The sequence below is a fragment of the Hymenobacter sp. BT559 genome (assembly GCF_017571525.1).
Taxonomy (GTDB): domain Bacteria; phylum Bacteroidota; class Bacteroidia; order Cytophagales; family Hymenobacteraceae; genus Hymenobacter; species Hymenobacter ginsengisoli.
This window is the reverse complement of the sequence record NZ_JAGETY010000007.1, coordinates 1-25,170: the sequence shown is the minus strand read 5'-3', so window position 1 is coordinate 25,170 and position 25,170 is coordinate 1. Positions and strand designations below refer to the sequence as shown.

At 58.4% G+C, this 25,170-nt stretch carries 23 protein-coding genes; 20 read left to right on the top strand and 3 right to left on the bottom strand.

Going from position 1 to position 25,170, the window contains the following annotated elements:
- Window positions 1-132: 132 nt before the first annotated feature.
- The 3 genes from J4D99_RS11105 to J4D99_RS11095 all read right to left on the bottom strand — a co-directional run bounded on the left by J4D99_RS11105 (window position 133) and on the right by J4D99_RS11095 (window position 3,848).
- Complete coding sequence (locus J4D99_RS11105; protein ID WP_208131787.1) at window positions 133-1,500, bottom strand: tyrosine-type recombinase/integrase; 1,368 nt, start codon at window positions 1,498-1,500, stop codon at window positions 133-135.
- A 79-nt stretch (window positions 1,501-1,579) separates the two neighbouring features.
- Complete coding sequence (locus tag J4D99_RS11100) at window positions 1,580-3,052, bottom strand: ATP-binding protein (RefSeq protein ID WP_208131786.1); 1,473 nt, start codon at window positions 3,050-3,052, stop codon at window positions 1,580-1,582.
- Between the two features lie 49 nt (window positions 3,053-3,101).
- Window positions 3,102-3,848, bottom strand: coding sequence for a helix-turn-helix domain-containing protein (locus J4D99_RS11095; RefSeq protein WP_208131785.1), 747 nt, complete (start codon window positions 3,846-3,848; stop codon window positions 3,102-3,104).
- A 120-nt stretch (window positions 3,849-3,968) separates the two neighbouring features.
- Here J4D99_RS11095 and J4D99_RS11090 point away from each other — a divergent pair, with 120 nt between their 5' ends.
- The 20 genes from J4D99_RS11090 to J4D99_RS21810 form a co-directional block, all read left to right on the top strand.
- Complete coding sequence (locus tag J4D99_RS11090) at window positions 3,969-4,217, top strand: hypothetical protein (protein WP_208131784.1); 249 nt, start codon at window positions 3,969-3,971, stop codon at window positions 4,215-4,217.
- Between the two features lie 52 nt (window positions 4,218-4,269).
- Window positions 4,270-4,734, top strand: coding sequence for a hypothetical protein (locus J4D99_RS11085; protein WP_208131783.1), 465 nt, complete (start codon window positions 4,270-4,272; stop codon window positions 4,732-4,734).
- Window positions 4,735-5,104: 370 nt separating this feature from the next.
- On the top strand, window positions 5,105-5,440 hold the full coding sequence (locus J4D99_RS11080; protein WP_208131782.1) for a hypothetical protein: 336 nt from the start codon (window positions 5,105-5,107) through the stop codon (window positions 5,438-5,440).
- 251 nt (window positions 5,441-5,691) lie between these two features.
- Window positions 5,692-6,429 carry a hypothetical protein gene (locus J4D99_RS11075; RefSeq protein ID WP_208131781.1) on the top strand — a complete coding sequence of 246 codons (738 nt, stop codon included), beginning with the start codon at window positions 5,692-5,694 and terminating at the stop codon, window positions 6,427-6,429.
- Window positions 6,426-7,232, top strand: coding sequence for a Rha family transcriptional regulator (locus J4D99_RS11070; RefSeq protein ID WP_208131780.1), 807 nt, complete (start codon window positions 6,426-6,428; stop codon window positions 7,230-7,232). Before J4D99_RS11075 ends, J4D99_RS11070 begins: the two co-directional genes overlap by 4 nt.
- Window positions 7,233-7,959: 727 nt before the next feature.
- A complete protein-coding gene (locus J4D99_RS11065; RefSeq protein ID WP_208131779.1) occupies window positions 7,960-8,379 on the top strand; it encodes a hypothetical protein in 420 nt (139 codons plus the stop codon).
- Between the two features lie 11 nt (window positions 8,380-8,390).
- Window positions 8,391-9,935 (top strand): replicative DNA helicase, encoded by a 1,545-nt coding sequence (dnaB, locus tag J4D99_RS11060; protein WP_208131778.1) that lies wholly within the window; start codon window positions 8,391-8,393, stop codon window positions 9,933-9,935.
- A gap of 8 nt (window positions 9,936-9,943) precedes the next feature.
- On the top strand, window positions 9,944-10,261 hold the full coding sequence (locus J4D99_RS11055; protein WP_208131777.1) for a hypothetical protein: 318 nt from the start codon (window positions 9,944-9,946) through the stop codon (window positions 10,259-10,261).
- Between the two features lie 148 nt (window positions 10,262-10,409).
- Window positions 10,410-10,805 (top strand): hypothetical protein, encoded by a 396-nt coding sequence (locus tag J4D99_RS11050; RefSeq protein WP_208131776.1) that lies wholly within the window; start codon window positions 10,410-10,412, stop codon window positions 10,803-10,805.
- Window positions 10,789-11,109, top strand: coding sequence for a hypothetical protein (locus J4D99_RS11045; RefSeq protein ID WP_208131775.1), 321 nt, complete (start codon window positions 10,789-10,791; stop codon window positions 11,107-11,109). The genes J4D99_RS11050 and J4D99_RS11045 overlap by 17 nt, the downstream gene beginning before the upstream one ends.
- Before the next feature lie 230 nt (window positions 11,110-11,339).
- Window positions 11,340-11,879: a terminase small subunit gene (locus J4D99_RS11040; RefSeq protein WP_208131774.1), complete on the top strand. Its 540-nt coding sequence runs from the start codon at window positions 11,340-11,342 to the stop codon at window positions 11,877-11,879.
- 368 nt (window positions 11,880-12,247) lie between these two features.
- Entirely contained in the window at window positions 12,248-13,033 is a 786-nt protein-coding gene (locus J4D99_RS11035; RefSeq protein WP_208131773.1) for a terminase small subunit, read from the top strand.
- Window positions 13,034-13,094: 61 nt separating this feature from the next.
- Window positions 13,095-14,597, top strand: a complete 1,503-nt coding sequence (locus J4D99_RS11030; RefSeq protein ID WP_208131772.1) for a terminase large subunit domain-containing protein — start codon at window positions 13,095-13,097, stop codon at window positions 14,595-14,597.
- Window positions 14,598-14,697: 100 nt separating this feature from the next.
- On the top strand, window positions 14,698-15,477 hold the full coding sequence (locus J4D99_RS11025) for a hypothetical protein (protein WP_208131771.1): 780 nt from the start codon (window positions 14,698-14,700) through the stop codon (window positions 15,475-15,477).
- 93 nt (window positions 15,478-15,570) lie between these two features.
- Window positions 15,571-19,545 (top strand): phage tail tape measure protein, encoded by a 3,975-nt coding sequence (locus J4D99_RS11020; RefSeq protein WP_208131770.1) that lies wholly within the window; start codon window positions 15,571-15,573, stop codon window positions 19,543-19,545.
- Window positions 19,503-20,180: a hypothetical protein gene (locus J4D99_RS11015; protein WP_208131769.1), complete on the top strand. Its 678-nt coding sequence runs from the start codon at window positions 19,503-19,505 to the stop codon at window positions 20,178-20,180. Before J4D99_RS11020 ends, J4D99_RS11015 begins: the two co-directional genes overlap by 43 nt.
- A 7-nt stretch (window positions 20,181-20,187) precedes the next feature.
- Window positions 20,188-22,989: a hypothetical protein gene (locus J4D99_RS11010; RefSeq protein ID WP_208131768.1), complete on the top strand. Its 2,802-nt coding sequence runs from the start codon at window positions 20,188-20,190 to the stop codon at window positions 22,987-22,989.
- 49 nt (window positions 22,990-23,038) lie between these two features.
- Window positions 23,039-23,350, top strand: a complete 312-nt coding sequence (locus J4D99_RS11005) for a hypothetical protein (protein ID WP_208131767.1) — start codon at window positions 23,039-23,041, stop codon at window positions 23,348-23,350.
- A 574-nt stretch (window positions 23,351-23,924) separates the two neighbouring features.
- On the top strand, window positions 23,925-24,686 hold the full coding sequence (locus tag J4D99_RS11000; protein WP_208131766.1) for a hypothetical protein: 762 nt from the start codon (window positions 23,925-23,927) through the stop codon (window positions 24,684-24,686).
- 82 nt (window positions 24,687-24,768) lie between these two features.
- Window positions 24,769-25,170 (top strand): type IIL restriction-modification enzyme MmeI (locus tag J4D99_RS21810; protein WP_370551416.1); only part of this gene is annotated, 402 nt, incomplete at its 3' end.

Genomic DNA, 25,170 nt, shown 5'->3' with positions numbered 1-25,170 from the left:
TTTTCCGGTCCCTGCCGCTCCCTGCTGCCACTTTTGACCATCGCTGATAAGTGCTGGGGTTGCTCAAAGTATTGCCAGCACGTTCCGGCACATAGTTACCGTCAAACGGGCACACTAGGCGGGCACACCGGATTAAGATTGCCGGTTACGCAACGTGGCAAATGCCCCGCGGGTAGTGGTGAGCCGGTCCTTTTCACGCGACTTCGTGTACTTGCGTGTGGTGTTGATATCGGCGTGCCCTACAGTATCCTGAATGCTCACGATATCGGCCCCGCCCTCATGCTGGGTGGTAATAAATGTGTAGCGGCCGATGTGAGCCGATACAGTTTGCCAGAGCGGCTGGCGCTCTTCCAGCCGCTTGGCTCCGCTACCCCGCAGCACCTTTACAGTGCGCGTCAGCCCGGCCTCCCGACAGAGCTGCTTGATGGCCTCGTTGAATTTGCCTAGGCTCGGCACCGGCAGCTTCCCGTCGTAGCGCTGCCAGATAGCGTAGGCCAGCTCGTCGAGCGGCACGCGTACTTTTTCCTTGTTGCGCCGGTTCTTATAGGTATAGTACTCCAACACCGGCACCTCGGCCCCGTTGAGGTGGTCGAACACCACGGCATCGGGGCCCACTTCAAGCAGTGAGCCATAGCGCGGGCCCGTCAGACAGATGAAGACGAACACGTCCCGAATGCCGGCGCGCAGGCTGTGCTTGTTGCCGCCCTCCCTCCACTCCACCACCTTGTGCTGGGCCAGCTGGAGCACCTCCGAAAATGTGAGCGGTTCGCGGTCGACGTCCTCGCTGTATTCGTCCTCTATCCACTCGTAGTCATAGCGACCAAACTTGAGCAGCTTACGCAGCCGCTTGAGGTAGGAGCTAATGGTATTGTTGAATAGGCCGACATCGCCAGTGCGGCCCTTGGCCTGCTCCATGCAGTATACGCAGAAGTCCTGCAACACTTCGCAACGGCCCGAGGCATCGGGCTTAAAGTCGAGTGGGGTGAGGCCCGGCCGGAAGCGCTCCAACTGGTCAATCAGGCCCTGCGGCCCACTGAGCGTTTTGGCCGCTCGCCGCCCCCGGTAGGCGTGCTGCCACTCGGCGTAGAGGCTGGCCATCGTGAGGGGGGTCGGTGGGCCAGGGACCGTGCCATCGGTTGATGATCCCGGCTTGGGGAGTGCAGCTGCTTTGCGAGCGGCCGCCGCTGGTTTAAGCAAGACCGTCAGCTGCTCAGGTGTCAGGGTTACGGCGTCGAGTTCCGCCCGGTCGATATGTAGGCCCGCGGCCGCCTCCAGCTTCACCAGCTCATTGTTGGCTTTGGCATAGCCTGGCTCGGCCGACTTGATGCGCTGCCGGTCGGCGTTCCAATTTGCCAGCTGGCAGCTCTGGCCCGTGCTGGTACGCAGACGCGATTCTACTTGGCCGTCGCTGGCTGCTCCACGGCCCCAGCGCGCATCTAGGTAGATGGGCCGCCGGCCATCAGAATAAACTTTGGTGTGCAAGTAGAAGCGGATGGGCATAGCAAAAGACTCAAACGCAACTCAGACATGACTTGGACACGTGTCCAAGTCATGTCTGAGTCAGTGGGAAAATGTAGTGTTAGTTGCTGCGTTGATAGGCTCCGAAGGCAACGGATTCTATAAGCCCCTTGTCTTTTAGAATGGTGAAATCTCTGCTTATTGTTCGAATTGTTACCTGCAGAATTTCAGCTATTTCGGCAGCAGAATACACTTTGCCGTCCTGAAATATTTCTAATTCTTTAGCTAGGCGTAGCTGAACAGTGTCGACATTAGAGAGCTCTCGAGCCAGACTAACGAGTGCTTCTGGTGGGCCATCTTCTGGTTCCTCCTGCACTATCACTTCCTTATACAGAATAACGGTAACAGTGGCATCCGTAATGCGGAATCTGGGCTCGCGCAGTCCTGCCTTCTGCATTTCCTGAAACATGCGCGGCACTCCTTCATTCAACTCCCGCACGTAATCGGTCATCTCGGCCAGGATGCGCGCGATGTGAGGATTGCGAGAGAAGCGAACATTTTTGATGTTCTCTACCCGTACGAGTCCCGGCAAGCGCCCTGGGCTCTGGACCTCTAGGCGGTCTGCAAATTGCCGCACATGGATGCCATCCCCATGGAGGCTGTACGAGCGGTGGGTGAGCGCATTAACGATTGCTTCCAGCCAGGCGAACTGGGGCAGCACCTGCGTCGGCACAAAACGCCCGCTTTTACCTTGCCGAATCACGGTACCAATCTCGTCGAGCAACAACTGCTGGGCCTGTTCTAGGATATCCGGTATTGTTCCCTCGAGCCGAATATCCTCTCGCAGATTAGAACGGCTGCCTGTTTCAACGACCGTTCCGTCGTATTTCTGATATCTGAGGTAAGACCACAAAGGTGGCACCAGGCCAAATAGCAACTGGCCGGCCTGCGTAACACCGGGGCGGCTCCCGCGGTCCATGTAGATGCCTCGGCTGCGCATCAAGGCGTTTAAGTCAGTTGACCGGAGGCGGGCCGCGTAGGCGCGAATACTCTCTAAATGCAAATCGTCCAGCGTGAGGTCTGGCACGATGGTTTTATCATAATTGGCCTCACCCTTATCGAAGGCTAGCTCTCGTTCTTCTGTGCGTCCAAGCAGGCGCGTTTCGTCTCCCACGCGCAGGAAGCACTCCTCTCTTTTGCTGCGATGGATTGTTTCACTGGCTTCTACATCCAGAATCAGCACCTGGTCTGCGGCGCCGGATTCATTCAGGCAGGGCAGGTAGTGGATGCTGTTGCGCACGGGTGGGTCAGCATGGTCCCGCCCGGCCTGAACCCAATCATTGATGCGGATAGATGTCGCGGCGTTGATGCCCTCCACCCGCCCGTTAGCGATGCCCACGACGAGGCGCCCGCCGTCGGCATTCGCGAAACCAATCATGACTTTGGCCAAGTCAGCCGGTGCAATGCGGTTTCCCTTGCGCTCAAACCACTGATTTTCTCCCGTATTGACTAACACCGATACATCGGTGATAGCTTCTACTGGCTCCGTTCCAAATAGAGAAAGCTGGCGTGAAACGGGTGGCGGGGTTCTCATGGTAAAATAAGGGCGTCAGCTTTTTCAATTCAAGTCTACTTAAGGTTTCTTAATCATCCACTTTCGGCCTTCGTCCCCGCTCCCGCTTGGGTAATTCAGTTGGCTCAGGCCTAGATGATAAAGCAGACCCAAACACAACATAAGTGAAATCGAAGTCAGGGAATTTGGAAACAGTATTGTAAAGCAACTCTAGATTAAAATGATAACGCCCTTTTTCGATAGCCGACACATAATTGGGACTCACATCTACTGCCCGCGCCCAGGCTAAATAAGTAGGAAATACTTGTGCCCTTAGTAGGCGGTCCAGCTCAGTGAGGAAACGTTTATCAATCAGAGCTTGGTCGAAAACTGGTAAAATGGAATGGAAAGAAGGTGACAACGAACTATTAATCAGGTTTTTAACTATTCTTAGCTCACTAATTTTGGAATTAGCAAGTATTTGCTCGAATAGCTCCCGCTTTTCACTTAAATCACCTTCAATTTCCGAATTAATATTTTCTATTTTGTATTTTTTTATGGTTAAAGATTTGAAATCATGATGCACTGGTGATTTTTTATTGTTTTCCTCCTCACCCTTGATCAGGCTTCGCTGCCCTGTCAACAGATAGTCTACTGAGACCTCGAACAGCACTCCTAACTTGACCAAGTTCTCTGGTGAGGGAATACTTTTCCCTTTTTCAAAAGAGGAAACAGCGCTTTTTGTCAGCCCTATGGCTGCACCAACCTCTTCTTGATTCTTGTTTGCAGCCTTACGAAGGAAAAAAATTCTTTCTGCAAATCCCTCTATTTCAGCCATATATCAAATAAGCTGGCAAAATATGATCTTGTTTTAAAAGCGGAGGCTTCATTAGTAGGTATTATACCTACTACATTTGCCTCCACCACCAACAAGTCGAAAGGTACAACCCACTTTTTTATGGAAAATTTCGAAAAACCTCCAACTATGCGTCAAGTGCTGGGAGATGGCTGGTTCAGGCCTCTCGCTCAACGATCTGGTGTGAAGGATTCCGGTACGCTCTCACGACTGGTGAACCTAGAGTATTCCACCAGCAAGCACTGGCTGGCTGTGCTTGATTATGCCCGTGAGACCAATCCGATGGGTTTTGCAGCCTGGGCCGCCGCTAACCCTGACAAGGTGCCCGTTGCACTGGCACAGGCTGCTTAACTCCTAATCTAACAACACCTTTTCTTTCACCTTTAGCCCAACCATTTGCACGATGGACAAGCCCCTCATCCCTGCTTTGCACAGCGCTTTGCCAGGCCAGTACAATATCCTCCACGATGTTTCGAACGGTTTCCAGCCGCAACATCCCGTCCTGCACACGCTCATTCCGATTGCTGGCCATCCAGCTAATCTAGCGCTCAATATTTTAGGTCAATGCCTAAGCCGCGAAACGCCTGATTCGCCGGCCTACGCTTTAGTAGCCTATGTAGCCCCCAGTGCCACTGAGCGCGTGGCCTATACTAATCGCTCAGCGGCCCGCTTCGAAGTAGGCCAGCACATTGAACGCTGGTTTGCTGGTGTGCAATTGTATTTCACAGAGATTGACATTACCGACTACGCCGACAGCCTGCGCCTGGAATACCTGGCCCCTATAGTATCTGAGGCTGCACCTGCCACCGAAAGACTTGTTCGCCCGCTTCACTCCATCACTAGCGAAGGCTTGCGCAAAGCTGCTTAGTCATGATGCAGCTAACTATCACTCATAATACGGCCTGCGCCGAACAAGCTGCCGCTGGCCTAGCTGGCAAAGTTAATTTACTGGAACTTCAGCAGGTACGCCGCGACCACTTGCCTTGCGTCGTGATCCGGCTAACGCCTCTATCTGAATTGGAGCGCCGGGCCGCTGAGTTATGCCGCGAGATGCCTCGATATGCTGAAGAGGCGGCTTTCGTAGTCCACGATGAGAAGCTCCGGCGTCAGCGTCTGGCCACTTCTCCCCTGCGAATACTTTAAAGAAAAAGTCCTCAGCCGTTGCACCGACCGAGGACTCATCGCCAAAGGCTCGCTTTGACCTTTTCATTCACCGCCAAATATACTCTACATTTTTTATGATTCGCTTCAACACGGCCAATGGGTTGATTGAGTTCGATGACCGCGAGGCGGTGCTTGACTTGCTCAAAAACCAGCAGGCTGTAGAGGCGCAAGCTAAAGCAGATGCCGTTATGCAATCTGTAGTGTACCGAGTTGATGGTGAGCCTAAGCCAGACCTGCCATTTAACGGCTTGCTTACAGAAAGACTTCAGCTCTCGGAACGCTCAGTACGCGAACTCATTACCACTGGCCGCTTAGGCTATTTCTGCGCTGCGAAGAAAGCATATCGAAGCAGTGAACGCGACGTGCGCCGCTTCGAATCTGACCTTCCTCCCCTACAGGCGAATCAGTAACCAGCCCATTTAAAACACTCTTTAAAAGGCGTCTATATAAACTGCCAGCCTCCTGGCCTTGCCGCTGCTTTGCTCATTTTTTACCTCACTTAATACCAGCATCATGCATCCACCCACTCCCATCTATCCCAAACCAGCCTCTCTATCGCCCTAGCGCAAACTAATCATATTCAAAAAACGAAGCGAGTAGCCCGGCCAGGCCACTCGCTTCGGAAGAGTTTATAAATCAGCAAAACCCCACCACAAAGAAAATGCAAACTCGTCAAACCACCTCCGCTCCTTTAGCGTCTGCTGTCGCTGTTCTTACTTCTCCCCATGCGACTACCGGCACGGGCTGCCACGATACAGCGCCTGAAATGGCGCCTGACTGGATGCTGAAGGCCTTGCGCCACCAGGTGCTCAACTCGCCCGCCGAGTGGCAGCTTTCCAGCAAAGTATGTAAGCTAGTAGACCGGGGCGGCCTTACTATGGCGGAGGCCCTGCTAATGCTCCAGCATATTCAGCAGGAGATTGAAACAACTGATGTCGAAGAGCGGCAGCGCCTTTGCCGCGCGATGGTGGAAACTATCAAGGAGTACCCAGAGCTGTTCACTCAGAAGTGGTACGGTCAACAGTACGTCTCGGATGTGGTAGCAACCATCGAGCATCACGGCGACAGTTGGCGGCATTTGCGACTTGCCCACGAGCGGCTACAAACGGTGGCAGAGGTTTGGAAGCATACGAAGCACCTGGTGGAGTATGCCATTGTTGACGGCGTTAAGCTGGCCTCTGATATCCGCAAGGCCGCTCGTGGAACACACCACACGCACGAGATGGATTGCGCTCGGATGCAGGCACTGGCCTGCAAACTCTTCGGGCCAGCCTCAGATAACTTGTCAAATTTCGGGGCTCGCCAGGCACTAGAGAAAATATTCGAGCTAGTGACTGATTCGTCCCAAGCAGTCGACCTAGTCAGGATAATGCAGCAGGTGCTCACTGCACATGAGTGACGAGCCCTTCCGACTTTTTCCGCCCGAAATACCTGAGCCCCTCCTGTCGCACAAGCAGGGATTTTATCACCTACTCGACGAAGAATCACATGAGTATTTTGGTCTATTTCTCTCCGAAGGGCACGCCCATCACGGACTCGCTGCGCGTAGCCAAGGCCTTCAGCAAGAAGCATAAAAACGTACTCCAATCTATTGACCGGTTGGAATGCGATGCCGAATTCTCGCGGCTGAATTTTGGGCCGTCAACTTACACAGATGGGCGAGGTAAGCAGCAACGCGCCGTTCTCATGACGCGGGCGGGCTTCACTTTCTTGGCGCTGGGTTTCACCGGCCGAAAAGCCGCAGAGTTTAAGCAAGGCTACATCGCACAGTTTGACCGCATGGAAGCCCATTTGCGTCAGCCGCGGCCGGCCGTTACACCCATGCCCGAGTTCATGAACCCCCTAGTGCAGGTGCAGCGCGTGAAGGCGACGGCCGCCCGGCTGCTACGTCTAAATAATGACCCCGGCGACATTATGCGGCACCACCGGGCAGTGATGAAGTGCCTTACCGCGCGCACGCCGGCTCAGTACGTGCGTGACGCCGTAGCGCAGGGACTGCGGGTGGGCTCTTGGTCAGGTCGGCAGGTGCTGCGCCGGCTGGAACCAGCCAAAGCGGCTACAGCAGCATTTTTGGACCAGCAGGTAGCTCATGGTCGCACACTAGAGCAACTCGTCGCAGCTGGGGTTCCGCAAGCGCTGCCAGCGGCATTCGCAGCGATGCTGAGAGCCGGCATTACACCCGCAGAATTACCGCCGACTTGAAGCGATTTAGCCCAACACCTCAAGGCAATTAGCCCACTCTACTCGATTTACTATTCTCAGGCTCAGGCAGCCGCCCAACTCGTTTTCCGCTGCCTAACGCATGCTGCCCATCCGCCAAACGATTAATGCCCTGCCCTGCCTTAAGCGCACCGAGAAAGCGGTACTCATCGAGATATGCCAGCTCGCTGAAAACAGCGAGCTGGTCGGGTGGTGCACAGCTAAAAATGCCTATCTGGTGCAGGCCCTTGGCGGAACCGAGCGCACCATGTCGCGCACGCTCACAGCCTTGGAAAGCCGCGGGCTATTGCTGAGTGCCGGCGCAGGCAAAGCCCGCAAGCTGGCCCCCGCACCAGCGTTGCGAGACTGCTACGCTAGTGACGACAAGGCTGCCTGCCGGGCCGCAATCACACTGCTGAACCTAGACAAAGCGGGTAGCCAACCTAGCCAAACAGAGCCCAACAACCTAGACATTTCGGGCACCAACCTAGACAAAAACGACCCCGAACCTAGACAAAATGGCGAGGTTGAGCCAGCCCAACCTAGACAAAATGGGTCTACTAACCTAGATAAAATGGGCGCTCAACCTAGACAAAATGGGTCGCGCGTATATGGAGACCAGCAATACCAGCAAATAACCAGTACTCCCCCTACCCCCGAAGAGTGGGTGAGTGCTCAAAAAAGAATAGCCGACCTCGAAACCGAGAACGCTTCGCTGAAAGCCGAACTTTTGAAGTTAGCGCCCCCCGTTGCGGCGTCCCCCCAGCGAGCCGCGGCACCCCAACGGCTGACTACCTACCGCGACTACGACGGCGCCTGGCCCGAGCAGTTCCGGCCGCTGTTCGACAGCGCTGGCTTCTTGGCGGCCTGGGCCCTGTGGGGCAAGTACCTCGCGGAGTTGGGCAAGCCCCATCGAGGCCACAGCCACGAGCAAACCGACCTGGCCGAGTTAGGGCGCATGGCCGCCGGCAGCGAGCCGCGGGCCATCGAAATCATCACCCAATCCATCAGCGCCGGCTGGAAGCGCCTCATCGACCACAAGCCGGACGCCAGCGCCGCCACTGGCAAGCCCCGCCCGGGCCAAACTGCTCCAACTCCCACCCGTGCCGGTGGCTCGCCTAGCCAGGCTGCCACCTACCGCCCACGCTAACGATTTTTCTAATGCAACCCGGTATTTCTTCTTCCCCAAGCGCTCGCCGCTTCACGCCGACAGCAGCAGTGCAGAGCTCGGCTCACCTGCCGCCGCAAAAGCTTACTATCGAGGCCGCTGTACTCGGCGCCGCAATGCTCGAAGCGGATGCCGCCCGCATTCTGCTGAGCCTAATTCAGAATCCCAAGATTTTTTACAGTGAAAAGCATCAGGCGATTTTCACCGCTATTGCCCTGCTCTCAGAAGAGCAGAGGCCCATTGACCAGCTCACGGTAGTAGACCGCCTGCGTACGGCTGGCACGCTGGAGCGCGCCGGCGGCGTGGGCTACGTAGCGGGCCTGACGATGTACATCAACGGGGGCGGCCACATCGACGGCCACTGCCGACTCCTGCAGGAAGCCTTCGGCCAGCGCACGGTTATTCAACTTGGTACGCGCGTGGTGCAGTTGGGCTACGATGCGCAGCGTGACCCGTTGGAAATTGTCGCCGAAGCCGAGCGCGAAATTCAATCCTTCTACCGGGCAGTGGAGCAGCGCCCCCCGCTGTCGGTGGCCGATGAGTTCGGCGCCATGTTCGCCCAACTGCGGCTAGACGTGGAGAAGAAAGGCCTGACGGGCGTGCCCACCGGCCTCACCAAGCTCAATGAGTTTACCGGCGGCTGGCAGTGCGGCGACTTGATTGTGCTGGCCGGCCGGCCAGCAATGGGTAAGACGGCTGTCATGCTGCATTTCGCTCGTGCCGCTAGCCTCGACCACCATAAGCGCACGGCCATCTTCTCGCTGGAAATGCCACGCCGCCAGCTCGTGCAGCGCCTAGTGGCCACGGAGGTGCCGCGCTATACCAACTCCGACCTACGCCAAGGCAAGGTAGCAGGCGGCGTGGAGGAAGTTCGGCAACTCGAGCAGCAAGCTGAGCGCCTGCTGCGCCTGGGGGGACGCCTGCTCATTGACGATACGGCAGGCATCAGCATTGCGCAGCTACGAGCTAAGTGCCACCGCCTGCATGCGGAAGAACCACTAGGCCTAATACTGGTCGACTACATCCAACTGATGCAAGGCGAGCAAAAGGCCAAGAGCAACCGGGAGCAGGAAATCAGCAGCATTAGCCGAGGACTCAAAGAGCTGGCCAAAGAGCTTCACGTGCCCGTTATCGCCCTTTCGCAGCTTTCGCGCTCAGTAGAAACCCGCGGGGGGACCAAGCGTCCACAGCTCAGCGACCTACGCGAGTCGGGTGCCATTGAGCAGGATGCCGATGCCATCGTGTTCCTCTGGCGCGGTGAGTATTACAAAATCGACGAGTACGACGATGGTAGCCCGACAAAGGATACAGTGGTGCTTGATATCGCCAAGCACCGCAATGGCGACGTGGGCGAGGTGTTTGCCGGCTGCCAGCTCAAGCACGGGCTTATTTATGATTTTGGCCAAGGCCCTGCTGAGTTTCCCAAGTTGACGGGGGCAGATGATGCCTATCAGCCGAGACGCATTGGCACCAGCACCAGCAGCGACTTCGAGCAGTCTCCCAGGCACCCCATCGCCAAACAAGACCTGCCTTTCTGATACATCCCATGACGCTCCTACAAACCCAGTCCCCAACAGTCGTACTGGTGGTGCTCCGCGCCCAGTACGCCCGTAAGCTGCGCCGCTGTGCTGGGTGCCATAGCCGGCCCGAGCTCATCGTGACGCCTGACCCGTGCTACGGCACCATGTCCAACGCCACCGCCGGCTGGATAGGCTATTACGCTGTGCGCTGCCACAGGTGTCAGGTTCATTTCCCCGGTGATACGTCGGCCAGTAATAGTGCCAACCCAACGCCAACTACGCTCGACGAGCACCGAGCTGCCCTACAAAGCGCTGTGGATAGCTGGAATTCGGTTGCCGCCTAAAGAAACTGTGCCGCAAGCCGGGCCGCAGGGTGCGGAGGCATTCGTCTCCGCACCCTGCGCCAGTGCCTGGCAAAGAGTTATTTAAGCCCGATAGGGTGCGGAGACGAACGCCTCCGCACCCTCCTCCTTCACTTTACCCTGCCAATCTGTGATTAACCTCGCTGCAGAGCACCTCCGCCGCCTTGAATCATTACTGGCCACCGCGCGGGCCGATTATGATATGCTGGACTACATTGTCCTAGAAGGGCCTGTGCAGGTGACCTACCACTCGTTGAATCGCACCGTCGTAGTGCCCATCAGCGGCGATGATGTGGGCCATATCTCCGGTATGCTCGCGGAAACGCTGTTGAATCGTATCGCGGCTCTGGAGAAAGAAATCGTTGAAGGCCACGCCCAAGTAGTCGCCGCGGCCGACGACCAGCTGGTCGACCAGCTGGAGTTGGCTACCTATCGGCAGCAGAAGCGGGCGACGCCTGCCCTGCAGGCGGATAGTGCGCCGGCTGAAGCGAGCCAGCCGTTGACACTAGATGAATATCCCCCTTGATGAGGAACTAAGCGCCCTCTTTACCGCCGCCGCCGACAGAGCCGCTGCTGCCTACTTCGCTTCTCTACCCCCGCCCGATTGTTGGCTTACGCTCCCTGAAGCCGCCGCGTACGCGAAGATGACGCCGGGCCACATGCGCCTGCTGGTGCTAGGCCGCCCCTACCGGGCTGCAAGTGCTGGCAAAGCCGAGCGGCCAGCGGTACTACCCCGCATCGAGCGTGGGGAAACCGGGTTTGCTAAGGGGGCGAGGGTCCGGCAATCGGCAGTAGACGCCTATTTGGAGCGGCATAAGTACCGGCAGTAGTAGGCCTTACGCTCGGGGGCCTCCGCGCTACGGTAAAGCTTGATAATGGCCACGCAGGTGGCCACCACCCCCAACAAGCTTCCTCCCTCAAATGCCCCGGCGAACCCAAGGGCGAATACTCCCAGCCAAAAGAACTGCTTTATCATCTGGTAAAGGGCACACCCTCCGGCTCCGTGAATAATGTTCGTAATTTACGATAATTTAAATTTTTCCTATTCTCTCGACACCCCATGATTACGTCCTCTTCCCTTACGGCCCGCGAGCGAGTATTTACCGAGCAGTTTGCTGCGCACGGTAATGCTGTGGCGGCCGCGCAAGCCGCTGGCTGGCCCGCCGCGCAGGCCGAACTAGTGGCCCAGACCATGCTCGACCAGCCCCACATCAAGCAGCAGCTCCACGTGCTGGCCCTGCTCAACGGCATGTCCGGGCCCGAAGCCACGCTGCGCCTCACGCAGCTGGGGCGCGCCTCGGTGGCCCCGTTCCTGCGCGTCGGTGCCGATGGCCAGGCCCACCTCGACCTGAGCACCGACCAGGCCCGCGCCAACTATCACGTGTTGCGCCGGGTGGTGCAGCGCCGCACCATTACCCAGACGCCGGCCGGGCCGCAGGAGGTGGTAGAAACCGAAATCGAGCTGCACGATGCTATCGGCGCGGTGGATAAGCTCTTGCAGCTGTATGGCGCCTACCCCACCTTCCTCGGGGAGGTCTGCTCGTCGGGCGGGCCAGGTACCAATATCTACCTGCCCGACAACGGCCGGGGTGATATGTAACCAACCTCCTCCACGCCGGCGCCCGAGCACACGCAGCGGTTCGCACCGCTGGACCACGCGCAGGCGACAGACCCAGAATAGCCCAGAAAACCACCCCTATACTTTAGTTTACTTTTTTACCTTTTCAAAAAGTGAGTCCCCCACTTTTCGGGGGCGGGTAATCGGCCAGAAATCAGGCGTTTTTGCGGCAGCATAGCGCCTCAGGCCACATCTGGCCCTGCGCGCACTCGCAGCGGCTGGTATACCGAAAAGGCAAAAGGTATAGGGGCAGGTATACCGAGTCGGCTAGCGCCAGGTGGTGGCCAGCCCTGCCGTAGCACGCCAGCCCCCTCGACCACCCTTATTCAGTAGCTTTTATCCTATCAGCAATGTCCACCGGACAGACCCCAGCCCCCGAGAAAGTAGCCACGCCTAAGCCCCTCAACGCGCAGCAGCAGCGCTTTGTGGTAGAACTGTGCGTGGACTGGAACAAGGCGGCCGCCGCCCGCCGCGCCGGCTACAGCGAGAAAAACGCGAAGCAAATCGGCTACTCGCTCTGGGCCGACCAGCGCGTGAAAGACGCCGTGGCGCTGCGCACCGCCGAGCTGGCCATGTCGGCGGGCGAGGCCACCGTGCGCATGAGTGGCTGGGGCCGCTCCAGCATCGAGGATGTGTTTACCATCGAGGTCGAGGAGTACCGGCCCCGCGTGCAGAAGCCGCTTACCGACGTGATTGCCGAGTTGCGGGCCGACATGGAGGATGAGCAGGAGCTGGCTATTCGGGCCGAGGCACTGCTGAGCGATAAGAAGGTGATAAAGAAGTTTCGGGCGCAGGTGGCCCGGGCGCACCAGCGGCGGCAGGTGCAGCTCTGGCGCTACGAGAAGATGCTGGAGCGCAACCCCGACGCCACGACGTGGGTGCAGGGCCCGCCCCAGGCCCGCGAGGTCGCGCAACTCGACCTAGTGAAGGCCCTGCGCGCCAAGGCGGGCGGGCTGATTAAGAAAGTCACGCCCACGCGCTTCGGTACCGGTGTCGAGCTGCACGACGCCAAGGATGCGACCGATAAGATTCTGAAGTTGCACGGTGCCTACGCGCCCGAGAAGTTTGACCACACCACCAAGGGGCTGCCCCTGCCAGGTGTTCAATTCTACCTGCCTGACAATGGCCGCGATTAAGGGAAGGCCCGCCCCTCAAGAGGAGGCTATCATGCCGCAGCCTGGCTTCCAGGAACGAGCATTGTCCACAAAGGCTGATATCGCTATCATCGGCGGCTCGGCCGGCGGGGGTAAGACGTTTGCGCTGCTGATGGAGGGCGCCCGTCACCTCGACAACGGCGGCTTCGGGGCCGTCTTCTTTCGCCGCACTTATGCCCACATCACCAACGAGGGCGGGCTGTGGGATGCCAGCCACAAGCTCTACCCGGCCCTGGGTGCCACGAGTCGGGAGCAGCAGATGGACTGGCAGTTTCGCAGCGGCATGCGGGTGCAGTTTCGCCACATGCAGCACGAAAACGACCGCATGGGCTGGCAGGGTGCCGAAGTGCCGCTTATCATCTTCGACGAGCTCACGCACTTCACCAGCAAGATGTTCTGGTATCTAATGAGCCGCAACCGCTCGACCTGCGGCGTGCGGCCCTACGTGCGGGCCTCTTGCAACCCCGACCCCGACTCGTGGGTGGCCGAGCTGGTGAACTGGTGGATAGACCAGGAGGAGACGCTGCCCGACGGCTCGCCCAACCCGCGTTACGGCCTGCCCATCCCGGAGCGCGCCGGCGTGCTGCGCTACTTCACCCGCGACAACGACCAAATGATTTGGGGCGATTCGCCCGAGGAAGTGCGGCAGTTGGCGCCGCACCTGTTTCAAGGGGCGCTGGCTGAGGTGCAGCCCAAGAGCCTCACCTTCATCCCAGGCACCGTTTTCGAGAATAAGAAGCTGCTCGACATCAACCCCGAGTACCTGGCCGACCTCATGGCCCAGGACGCGGCTGAAAAGGCGCAGCTGCTCGATGGTAACTGGAAGGTGAAGATTGATGGGCTGGCGCTCTACCAGCCCAATCGCCTCAGCGACCTCTTTACCAACCAGCTGGCCCAACCCCCGAAGCCCCGCCGCTACATCACGTGCGACGCGGCCGGCTTTGGCAAGGACTTCACCGTGATTTTTGTCTGGGAAGGCTGGAAGGTGGTGCAAATCGTCGTCGAGCGCAAAACCGACCCGCGCGCCATTTACGAGGCCATTGAGGCCCAGCGCAAGAAGTGGCAGGTAGCCGAGTCAGATACGCTGGTGGACCAGGACGGCGTAGGCGGTAAAGTGTTCGCCTTCGGCCGCGGCTACAAAGGCTTCAGCGGCGGCGCCCTCCCCATGGCCGACCCGATTACCGGCGAGAAGGAGAACTACGCCAACCTCAAAACCCAGTGCTACTACCGCATGGCCGACCGCGTGAACGAGGCGACGGTGGCCGTGCAGGTCGATGACTACACGGTGGAGGTGGACGGCACGCGGGGCGTCAAGCTGCTGCTAAGCAAGACGCAAACTACCGTGCTGGTGCTGCTCAAAGCCGACCTCAAGTCCGTTAAGCGTGCCCCCAGCGATGCCGAGAAGCGCAAGCTCATCAACTCGAAGCAGGAACAAAAGACGATGCTGGGCGGCCGTAGCCCCGACTTTGGCGACACGTTCATGATGCGCGAGTGGTTCGAGCTGCGCCACGAGGTCAAGCCCTGGTTTATCAAGCGCGCGAACTAGCGCAAAAGCAAAGCGAGGATTTTCCGCTTTGCTTTTGCAAAACATTGTGTATCAAGAATAAAAAACCGGTTTCGATAAATAGTCTTCCACCTTCATTTTTATGCCCACTCTCCAACTCGCCGGCGGCCGCACCTTCCACGTGGCTGACAGCCTACTCGCCCAACCCGCCGACCATGTACGCCGCTACCACGCTGCCCTAGCCCCCGAAACAGCCGAAGAAGAGGCTGTGGAAGAACACATGCAGCGGGCAGTGCCTCAACCGGCACCCAGCGATATGCTAGGTCAAATGGCTCAGCAGGCCCGCTTGGCTGTATTTGCCGCTTCGCCCAAGGCCCGGGCGCTCACCATCTTGGTTGAGCAGGTCGAGCAGCAGCCCGCGGGCGACCTATCGGACCAGGGCCTACGTGACCGGCTGAGCTACTTGCTGGCTTGTGGCCTGACCGAAACGCAGGTGCAGGAGCAGCATGACCGGATAGCAGCCGAATTGCGGGCGCTCACTGCTCCCCTTCTGGCCACGTACCCCGATGCTGAGGCGCGGGCGATTGCCGAGGCCCAGGCCCAGCAGCGCCGGATAATTGCGCTCTGTGATGTCATGCTGGGTGTTGAGGCGCCGGAACTCACCACGCGCACGCAGCTGACGGATGCCCTACTCGACTTGCTGGAGCCCGCCGGCCTCGTGTTGGGCGCGCATTCCAGCATTCACCCGCTGCTGCGGCAGCGCGCCCTTGATTCGCTGTGTCTGCTGCTGCTACGGGAGCAGTACGCCGGCCGGCTTACCCTGCTGCCCACCCCCTGGCAAAAAAAGCCCAACATCTACCTGTTGCCGCTAGGCCTCTTTTTAGAGCACGTGCGGGCCACCAGCGCCCGACTACCCGCCTAAGCAGGTTCGCAAGCAGACTATCTGGCAAGGGTAGTCTGCTTTTTTTGTTCTTAATGTACGTAATTTACGAACATTAATTAAGCCTCCTCTGCCATGGCCGGCCCCATCTCTTATAATGATTTATTTAATCCATTAGGACCGGGTTCGGCCGAGCTGGATGAGTTCGCGAAAGCTGTTCAGGGCCTTAGTCGAAACTATAAAGCCTTCTCGAAAAGCCTGGATGCGGATAGCGACCGGGTGAAAACGGTGATAGGCGCCATTGTGGCCCAGGCCAGTACTATGATGCAGCAGGTGAAGTCCATCAACCTGCTCAACGAAACGGAGCGAGCTGGGATGGCAGCTTTGGCGGTTGAGGCCGAAAAGCTGAAAAACGAGCGCCTACGCTTAGAGACAGTGCTGGCAGCTCAAGCTAAAGCGCAGGCCCGCGTGAAAGATGCGACCACCGAAGCTACCTCAGCACTCCGCGCGCAGCAGAATGAATTGCGTGAGGCCTACGCCGCCCAGGATACGGCCCGCATCGAGAAAGCGGCCGCCGCTATTGTTAAATATAAGGCGGAAACCCTCGACCTCTCCAGGGCCGTCCGTGGGGCGAATTCGGAACTCACCGCCGCGCGTGGTTCCTATGACGCGCTGGTGCTGGAAAACGCCAAGCTTATTGCCTCGTTACGGGCGCTGGGTGGGGGCCTCGAAAACGGCAGTGCAGAGGCCTTGGCGCTGCAAAAGCAGATTGCTGCTAACACGCAGACCCTGAAATCATTTGATGAGTCAATTCTGATTTTTAACAGAAACGTTGGCAACTACAAGGATGGTTTTGGGGGGTTGGTGCAGGAGCTAGCCAAGCTTCAGACCCAACAGAAGGGCCTCAGCGAGGATTCGCAGCAGTACCAGGCGCTGGAGCAAAAGCGCATTGGCTTCCTCACGGCCGCCCAGCGTGCCGCCGCCAACGCGGGGCTTTCCTATGAGCAGGCCAACGCGAAGATTGAGAGCTACACCGCGGCCATTCAGCCCACGGTCAACAACCTGGTACGGCTGGAAAAGGCGCAGCAGGACGTGGCCAAAAGCGCCGGTACTGATTCGGAAGAGTACCGCAAACTCGGTTTTCAGATTCAGTCGACGAAGAAGGAGCTCGAAAGTATTCCTGCAGCGACGGAGGCCGCCGGCAAGGGGTTTGGTGGGGTGCGTGAGCAGCTGGGTTTCTCCAAAGACGGACTCGTGGGCCAGCTCACCCAGCTCGGCGTAGGGCTTATCGGCGTGCAGGCCATTTTCAGCGGCGTAGGTGCGGCGTTCTCCACGGACTCCGAGTTTCAGTCGGCACTTAGCAGCCTCTCGGCCCTAACCGGGGCCACGGGCGAGGACCTGCAATTTCTCGCTGATAAAGCGGAGGAGTTGGGTCCGAAAGTGGGTAAGTCGGCCACCGAAACCCTGAAGGCCTTCGAGTTGATTGGCTCGGCCAAACCTGAACTGCTTGATAGCAAAGAGGCACTGGCTTCGTTTACGGAGCAGGCGCTGTTGCTGGCCGCCGCCTCAGGCGATGACCTACCGGCCGCAGCTGAGGCGCTTACTGGGGTGATGAACCAGTTCCAGGCACCGGCCGAGCAGACGACCCGTTACGTGAACGCGCTGGCGGCTGGGGCCAAAGAGGGTGCCGCCACTATTCCGCAGTCAGCCGCCGCTCTGAAGTACTTCGGGGTGAACGCCGCCACGGCCAACATCTCGGTTGAGAAGTCGGTAGCCCTGATTCAGCTGCTGGCCGAGCGCAGCATCAAAGGTGAGCAGGCCGGTACCCAGCTGCGCAACGTGCTGGCTAAGCTGGCCGCCGGCTCGAAGGAGACCAACCCCGAGGTTGTAGGGCTAGCGACCGCTCTCGACAACCTGGGAAAAAAGAATCTGAGCACGGCGCAGTATACCAAGCTCTTCGGCCTGGAAAATGCCAACACGGCCCGCGTGCTCGTCGAGGGGCGCGAGAAGGTAGAAGCCCTCACTGTCGCTGTTACAGGCACTAGCGTCGCTAATGAGCAGGCCGCCCGGCAGCTCGACAACGTGGCCACCGCCGGCAACCGCTTCGCGGCCACCGTAAAGAATATTGTTATCAATGCCCTCGACCCGCTAAGCCGGGGCCTAGGACGGACGTTGAATGAGTTCTCGGCGCTGCTGGGCAAACTCACTGGCAGTACCAAATCAGTGCAGGAAAATACGGCGGCTACCGCTGCCAACGGCCTGGCTAACCAGCAAACTGCGACCTCGGCCCAGGTGTTGCTCGACCGCTATGTGCAGCTCACTGCCAAGGGGGTGAAGCCGGCCAAGGACGGCAAGGGTGAGTTGAACATCATCACCTTGCAGCTGCGCGATAGCCTCGGGGAGAGCGCCGCCGCCATCGACAAGGAGACGGGCCTACTGGTGTTAAACGAGGGCGCCACGCGCAACCTGATTAAGCAGAAGTTGCTACTTAGTAACCAGGCGGTTTCGACGCTGGTGCTCGAAGCGGACGCGCTAAAGGAGCAGCAGCGGCAGCAGGAGCTTAGCATCAAGGCTCAGGAACTGGAAATTGTCGGTCGGGAAAAGGTGCTGGGCCTCACCCGGGAGCAAGCCCGCGCTCAGGTGGATGATTATGTCAATAACGCGGGCTTCGGCGAACTGAACGAAAATGTGGCCAAGCTCAGCGGAGCCACCATCAACTTGGATGCGTCGCGGGCCAAGTTGGCCCAGACCACGGCCGACTACAATACAAAGCTCGAAGGCCTGGCCAAGCTCAATGCCCGGGCTGCCTATGAAACCGGACTACTGACCAGCAGCACCACTGCCGGCGCCGAAGCTCAGAAGGTACTCGGCGCCGCCGCGGCTGATACCGAGCGCATTCTTGACCGCGCCGCCAAAGCCCGCGCGGCCGATGGGCGCCAGGACTTGCAGTTTCAATTGGCTGATACCGATCGGGCCATTGCTGGTATTAAGAAAACCCAGGACGAGCAGGGCAAGCTCTACGCCGATGGGCAGATTACCCAAGGCATCTTTAAAGCGTCCGTAGCGACGACCCAGGACCAAATCAACGACCTGGAGTATAAGGCGGCTATCATTCGCATCGGCATTGCCCGCAAGGAGCGCGACGAGAAGTTGATTGCTATCAACGACACGGCTACCAAAGCGAAGCGGGCCAAGGGCATCAGTGCAGAGGAGGTAGCCGATATCAACAACGCGGCGGCCATCGAGGCGGAAACCGTGCGCAAGGCGTATAGAAACGCGAAGAAGAAGGTAGAAACCGACTTTTCAGAACGGGTAGAAGTTAAGCCGCTGGAGTTCAAAGTAGCCTACAATGCCGAGTCGGGCGAAGTCGCCTACAAGCGTGCTATTCAGGCCAGCTATCAGCTGGCCGAGCGAGAGACGGCCGACACCAAGGCCCGATTTGAGCAGGGTAAAATCAGTCGCCAAGCCTACGAAGATGAGTTGTTTGCTATCCGGGAGCGCGCAGCGCAGCGGGCCGCCCAGCTGCGCAAAGACTACCCTGAGGATGAGTTGGTAGTCTACCAGCGCAGCCTAGAAGGTATTCGTAATGCGGAGTCGGCCCGTGAGTCGGAGCTGGTGGGCCAGCTGGCCCGCCGCGAGATTACGCAAAACGAGTTCCAGAAGCGGGCTAGCCAGAGCCGGCTCAAGGCCGCCAATGAAGCCCTTGAGCTGGATAAGAAATACCACCGCTCCACCTTGGAATCCCAGAAGGAGGCCAACAATGCGGCCCTGGCGGAAGCAGACCGCCTCAAGGCGGAGCGCATCGCCAAAATCGAGGAGATTGGTCAGTACTCTCAGCAGGCCGAAAGCGCCTTTTTTGCCATTAAAGGCAACCTGATTGATGCCGATATTCAGCGTGAAAACGATGCGTATAGCCAGCAAATCAAGGTGGCCGGCGACAACGCGGCCCTCAAAACGAAGATTGAGGAAGAGCACGATAAGCGGCTCAAAAAGCTCAACTACGATAAGGGGCTAAGGCCGAGCGCGACCAGGCCGCTATTTCAGTCGCTATCAGTACTGCCGTCGCCGTGGCGAAAGCCATTGCCGATTATGGCCTGCCCTACGGTCTAATTCCTGCTGCTATCGCCCTGGCGCTGGGCGCCGTGCAGGAGGCGGTTATTCTCAGCAAGCCGCTACCCTCCTACTATAAGGGCCGCGAAAGTGGTCCCGCCGAATTTGCGAACCTGGCTGAGCAGGGCCCGGAGCTGGTGGGCCAACCCGGCACCTTCCGGGTAGTGGCCAAGCAAGCCGTGGGGTACCTGGCTGCTGGTGACCGCGTGTACACTGCCCCCGAAACCAAGCAGATTCTTGCCGAGAATACCATTTTGGAAGGCCGCATTGTGGAGCGTCAGGTAGCCCACCGGTTGGGCTACTACGACCAGCGAAGCGGTATCGGCCAGGCCTCCTATTCACCTAGGTGGCAAGAGGACGCCATTCAGCAGCAGCGACTTTTCCAGCGCGAATATGCCCGCGATATGAGCTTTCAAACCGAGCGCCTGCGCATGGGCAAGTCAGCCCAGGAAGCTGCCGCTCAGGAGGCCACTCGGAAAGCCGATGCGCGGGTGGTGCAGGAATTACAACACGTGCGGCGGGCCATCGAGGAGCAAGAGTACCTGCGCCGCGGCGAGCTCAATGACATTGTGGGCAACCGCAAGAAAGGAAACACGCGCCAGCAGTTTTTAAATAGCCGCTACCTCGGCGAATAGCCTCCCTATGGTACCCTCTCAAAACAGCATTCTATATCGCTTCACCGCGAACAGTGATATTCTCGGCCCCAGAAGACTCCAGCATGACCCCGTTGGCTGGGATTCGATTGCTGCAACGGCGCGCCGGGATGCCACTCGCCATGGCACCACCATTGACTTTACCTCCGACCTCAACTTTGTCAAGGACGGCCGGGCTTACCTGTTGCGGGCATATCAGGCGGCCGGCGTGCAAGCCAATGTGCGCATCCTCATCGAGCAGTATATCCCCAACGAGTTCCGCTGGGTGCCTTTCTACTCAGGCCGGGTCAATTTTCTGGCCGCTGAAGTCGGCCCGACCCAGATAAAGGTCAACCTAGAGCAGGAAGGTTGGCTGCAAAAATTCCTTTCTCGCAACAGCGTGAAGGTGGACTTATTCAGTGGGGAGTCCGTCGCCGGCTATTCGGGCCGGATGTATACCCCGCTCACGGTGCAGCTACACTCGCGCGCCATCTACCAGCGCTACCAAGCCCGGCAGCAAGCCAAGGCCACCCAAACCGCCTATATGACGGGTGATGAAAACGACCGGTCTCACGAGCAACTCTACTACTTCGGCTTCGATACGCAGGAAGTAAATGAGCTGAAGCTGGGAGCAGTAAGTGGGGGCTGGGTGGCCGGCGACAGGAGCTCGGTCGTTCCCATCTATACGGCCAGCGAGTCGGGCACTTTTGTTATCCAGTTGCAGCTGAATCTGCACGTAGAGGCGCACAACTATGGCCAGGGCCCGGGCTTCGGAACGGTAGATGGGGATTGCTACCTGCGGGTGGTGCAGAATGGAGTAACCACCGAAACTAAACTAGTGCCTGATTTTCAGTCGGGCGGCCTCGACGGGGACTACATTGGCGATATTGTAACGAGGCCGCTGACCTTCAGCTACAACTTGCAGCCGTTCGATGAAATCTACCTCTATGCCCGCTATTTTATTCACAATATTGGGGGGGGCTGGACTGGTATTCGGTACCGTACGCCGCTGACGGGCACTATGATGCCGGGCTCCTACTTTCGCATGACGGCGACCTCCACCACGGCGCCGACCACTACGAAGGGCCTGCTGCTCTACGAAGCGCTGGAGCGCACCTGCCAGGCCCTTACCGATGAGTTTTTTGTATTCAAGTCTGACTTTTTCGGCCGCACCGACCGCGGCTACGCAGTCGATGGCCCCGGCGCGCTGACAATGATAACGGGCGGCTTTCAGGTGCGAGGGTTCCCCTTGCTTACCGGCCCCAAGGCTTCAGCTACTCCCCAAACCATTTCGTTAGATAAGGACTATCAAGCCCGCATCCGGACGGGCTCTACCTTCAACCTCGTGGAAGGGGTAGCCAATGATTCCAACAGCGTAGGCCAGCAGCTTTATTTTGGCTACAATGAGCCGCTTGATAACTCATTAGGGTTGCCGGCGGTAAGCGGGGGCTACGTAGCGGGTACCGAGCAGTCAGTGGTACCGATTTTCGTGGTAAAGAATCCTGGTCAATACACGATTACCCTGGCGTTGAATACGCTCATAAAGGCCTTAAACGACGGTTCCGGCCAGTTCCGCGAGGTGTTCTTTAGTGTGCACCTGCGCATCAATTCCGGCCCCGACCAGTTGCTTTATTCCGCCCACGAAGACAACCTATCGGGTGATTGGCAACGCCTGGTTACGGTGCCCCCGTTCACGCTGAGCCAGACGCTGCAAATCGGCGATGAAATCTACTATTATGGGTTTCTGTACTTCGCAGATGCCACTAGCGGCACCTACCGCTTTAAGGCGCAGGCAACCATGAACGCGGGCAGCTATTTCAACATAGCCGCCAAAGCACAAGTAGTTATTTCCACCTCCGGCACAGGCGAGCTCGACGTGCGCAAAACCCTTACTACGACCTGGGACGAGCTATTTGGCTCGCTGGCGTCGGTCTATGGGCTTGGCTGGGGCCTGGAGTGGGCCATAAGTGACAAAGGCAAGGCCCAGCAGGTCATTCGAGTTGAGCCAATCAGCTACTGGTACCCGGCCGACGTGGTGCTGGACCTGACGGAAAGCGGCAACGTAGATGATACGATAAAGGTGGACCAGGCCCGCCACTACCAGGTGATTGAGATGGGCTACGACAAGTGGCAGGCCGAGCAAACAAACGGCCTTGACGAGTTTAACACGAAGCACCAGTGGACTACCCCGCTGGACGTGACCAACAATACCTACTCCCAGATAAGCCAGCTGGCCACATCGGGCATTTTGCTGGAGACCACCCGCCGCGACCGCTTCGATGCCACCGCGACGACCGATACGAGCCAGGACGCGACCAATTTCCTGGTGTGCCTGCTGCGCCAAGGCGTAAGTGATTATGTGACCGAGCGCAATCAGCTAGCGGCGGTGCTCACCGGCGTACTGTCGCCGGATACGGTCTACAATCTGCGGCTCTCGCCCTCGCGCATGCTGCGCCGGCATGGGCCAGTGCTGCGCGCGGGCCTGCAATACCAGGTGCGCCAGCTAGTGCGCTTTACCTACGGGGAGGGCAACGTGGGCATGGTCAGCCAGCTCGTGGGCGAGCCCGCTCCCATTACTGAGAACGACCACCTGAAGGTGCCCGACTTGGGCGAAAGCCTCTGGCCACCGGAGCGAGTAGAATTCAACGCGCCGGTAACCCAGAAGCAGGCGGCGGCCGTGATGGCCATGCCCATCGGGCGCGTACGCTACCTCGGCAACGACCGCAGAAAGCACGAAGGGTGGATACTCGAATTCAAGCACGACCCCAAGCAGCGAATCGCCACCTTGGCCCTGCTACCCTGTCTACCGTAGTTTTGAGCCGAGCCGGTAGCGCCGGCTCGGCTCGCATTTCACTTCTCCTATGACCCACAGCTTCGACCAGGCCGCCGTCGACCGCCGCTTTCTCGAAGAGGTGTACCGGCTGCACGCGGCCAAAGCCTTCGCCACCTTCACCGAGCTGGCCAAGGTGCTCCAGACCCACCGGGGCATTATCTCGGAGCTAGAGGCGGGCCGCTACCACTGCAACCTGAAGCTTCTCTACCTGCTGCACACGGCTTATCAAGTCGACGTGATGTACGTGCTCACTGGCCAAGGTGAGCAGGCACGCTCAGCGGCAGCAGTGCGGCCCGTAATAAGTCCCGGCCGTCCGGCCCAACCAACCCCCAAGCAATAGCATGGCCAGCGCCCCCTTACAGCTTCTGTTGGATACTACCCAGATTGTATCAGTTACCCTGCATTTGGATGCCATTACCGACCCGCAGTTGCTGCGGGAGATTAAAGAAGCTCAGCGCCGAGGCGAGGAAGCCGCTGAAATAGAGAATCGTAATTACCACATGGGTACTAAACCTACCTCTACTGCTAGCTACGACGACCGTCTAACGGTTCGACTCAATTGCTCTTCTAAAACAGCCTATGTCCACTTGGCTAAGACGGCAGAGCAAGGCGGCTTGGGCCACCGGCGGCTAGGTAAAAAGTACCTTATTACTGAGCGGGCGGTGAGGCGGTTCGAAGCCAAATCAGGCGGGCCCAGTAGTAGCCACTGCACCGACATCGGAAAGAACAGGTTGCCGCGCCGGGTACGGTAGCCATCCTCGCTAAGCTTCTAAGCTATCTGTTATAAAGTGCGCCCTCTACCTAAAGAACAAGCGAACCAGCCGAATAGCCGGTGAGCTAGCCATGAAAGAGTCCCCACAAAGCAGTAAGTCAGGCAAAGTGACGGGTGCATCAGGTTGCCTCACCTTTATCCCATGAAAAAACCAACCATTTGGCAGCAGGAAAGCTTATTGGGCACCCTGGGGCTGCTTGCGGCTAGCCCGGCGTCAACTACGTGGCCACTGACTGGCACGCAGTTCGCCACACCTGCTGCTCTGGCTCCGCTCAGCCAAGAGCAGCCTACTCCCATTCAGCGCACTGAAGCTCAGACTCTGGCGCTTGGCCTAGTCCAGCGCCGGCCTGGCGAGGCCGACAGCACCTTTCTGCGGCGCGTACTGCCGGTGTCATACCCTGCCTCCTACCAGCGGCTGAGCTACGCGTGGAGACCGAGTGCATTTGGGAAGCAACTGTTCTTCGTGGTAGCCGGCACAGGCTCGGATTGGTACTTATCCTTTCTATTCGTACTCTACCCTTTCCAGACGAATACTTACACCGTGCAACAGTTGACACCGGTGGTAGATGCCGCCTGCGACCAGCCGACCAACGTCAGCGCCATCCTGTTTGCCGATGTCAACCAAGATGGCCAGAAGGAGTTGATAGCCTTGGGCTCGTGCAGTTCGCTAGAGCCTTCGGAAGACGACGAGGGCAAGACCATGTATGGCCATGTAGGGCACCAGGGCGCCGTGGTATTCCGCTATGCGGGCCTCGACCACGCCGGACGCCCCCACTACGAAGACGCCCCCACGCCGCCCTACCTTAACGAGTTGGAAACAGCCGGCGAGGTGCGTGCTGAGCTAGCCGCCCACCAACGCCGACGCAAGCTCGCTCCATCTCGGCCAGTTCCGAAGCGTAGGTAGGCCTGGGGGTTTATGAACTACCGACGTGGTGAGAAAGAGTAGACTATCATTGTATCCTGACTGCGTTATTCTTTGCTATCACGTGACCCATTCTGACTTTGAATCCCGCTGGCGGCCAGCCGGTGGAGCTGAACGAGCTAACTACGGCCTATTTCTCACCGAGCTCTGCGACCTGCTGAGCGTGCCTCACCCAGATGCGACCACGCACAACCCAGTTCAGGATGCTTATGTGTTTGAGCGAACCGTCACGTTCGACAATGGTCCCGGTACCAAACCCAGTACCGGCCGGATTGACCTCTATAAAAGAGGATGCTTTGTCTTGGAAACGAAACAGGGCGTAGGTAGTTTTGCCCCATTTTTGGGGGACGAAAACGCAGATATTACACATAATAATATCGCGCACGACCCGCGCACGACCCGCGCACGACCCGCGCACGACCCGCGCACGACCCGCGCACGACCCGCGCACGACCCGCGCACGACC

Excerpts from the sequence above, each read along its gene's own strand:
- J4D99_RS11095 (WP_208131785.1), bottom strand. The coding sequence starts at position 3,848 with ATGGCTGAAATAGAGGGATTTGCAGAAAGAATTTTTTTCCTTCGTAAG.
- J4D99_RS11010 (WP_208131768.1), top strand. The coding sequence starts at position 20,188 with ATGGTACCCTCTCAAAACAGCATTCTATATCGCTTCACCGCGAACAGT.
- J4D99_RS11035 (WP_208131773.1), top strand. The coding sequence starts at position 12,248 with ATGTCCACCGGACAGACCCCAGCCCCCGAGAAAGTAGCCACGCCTAAG.
- J4D99_RS11075 (WP_208131781.1), top strand. The coding sequence starts at position 5,692 with ATGCAAACTCGTCAAACCACCTCCGCTCCTTTAGCGTCTGCTGTCGCT.
- J4D99_RS11080 (WP_208131782.1), top strand. The coding sequence starts at position 5,105 with ATGATTCGCTTCAACACGGCCAATGGGTTGATTGAGTTCGATGACCGC.
- J4D99_RS11085 (WP_208131783.1), top strand. The coding sequence starts at position 4,270 with ATGGACAAGCCCCTCATCCCTGCTTTGCACAGCGCTTTGCCAGGCCAG.
- J4D99_RS11020 (WP_208131770.1), top strand. The coding sequence starts at position 15,571 with ATGGCCGGCCCCATCTCTTATAATGATTTATTTAATCCATTAGGACCG.
- J4D99_RS11055 (WP_208131777.1), top strand. The coding sequence starts at position 9,944 with ATGACGCTCCTACAAACCCAGTCCCCAACAGTCGTACTGGTGGTGCTC.
- J4D99_RS11045 (WP_208131775.1), top strand. The coding sequence starts at position 10,789 with ATGAATATCCCCCTTGATGAGGAACTAAGCGCCCTCTTTACCGCCGCC.
- J4D99_RS11090 (WP_208131784.1), top strand. The coding sequence starts at position 3,969 with ATGGAAAATTTCGAAAAACCTCCAACTATGCGTCAAGTGCTGGGAGAT.
- J4D99_RS11040 (WP_208131774.1), top strand. The coding sequence starts at position 11,340 with ATGATTACGTCCTCTTCCCTTACGGCCCGCGAGCGAGTATTTACCGAG.
- dnaB (WP_208131778.1), top strand. The coding sequence starts at position 8,391 with ATGCAACCCGGTATTTCTTCTTCCCCAAGCGCTCGCCGCTTCACGCCG.
- J4D99_RS11000 (WP_208131766.1), top strand. The coding sequence starts at position 23,925 with ATGAAAAAACCAACCATTTGGCAGCAGGAAAGCTTATTGGGCACCCTG.
- J4D99_RS11005 (WP_208131767.1), top strand. The coding sequence starts at position 23,039 with ATGACCCACAGCTTCGACCAGGCCGCCGTCGACCGCCGCTTTCTCGAA.
- J4D99_RS11100 (WP_208131786.1), bottom strand. The coding sequence starts at position 3,052 with ATGAGAACCCCGCCACCCGTTTCACGCCAGCTTTCTCTATTTGGAACG.
- J4D99_RS11105 (WP_208131787.1), bottom strand. The coding sequence starts at position 1,500 with ATGCCCATCCGCTTCTACTTGCACACCAAAGTTTATTCTGATGGCCGG.
- J4D99_RS11025 (WP_208131771.1), top strand. The coding sequence starts at position 14,698 with ATGCCCACTCTCCAACTCGCCGGCGGCCGCACCTTCCACGTGGCTGAC.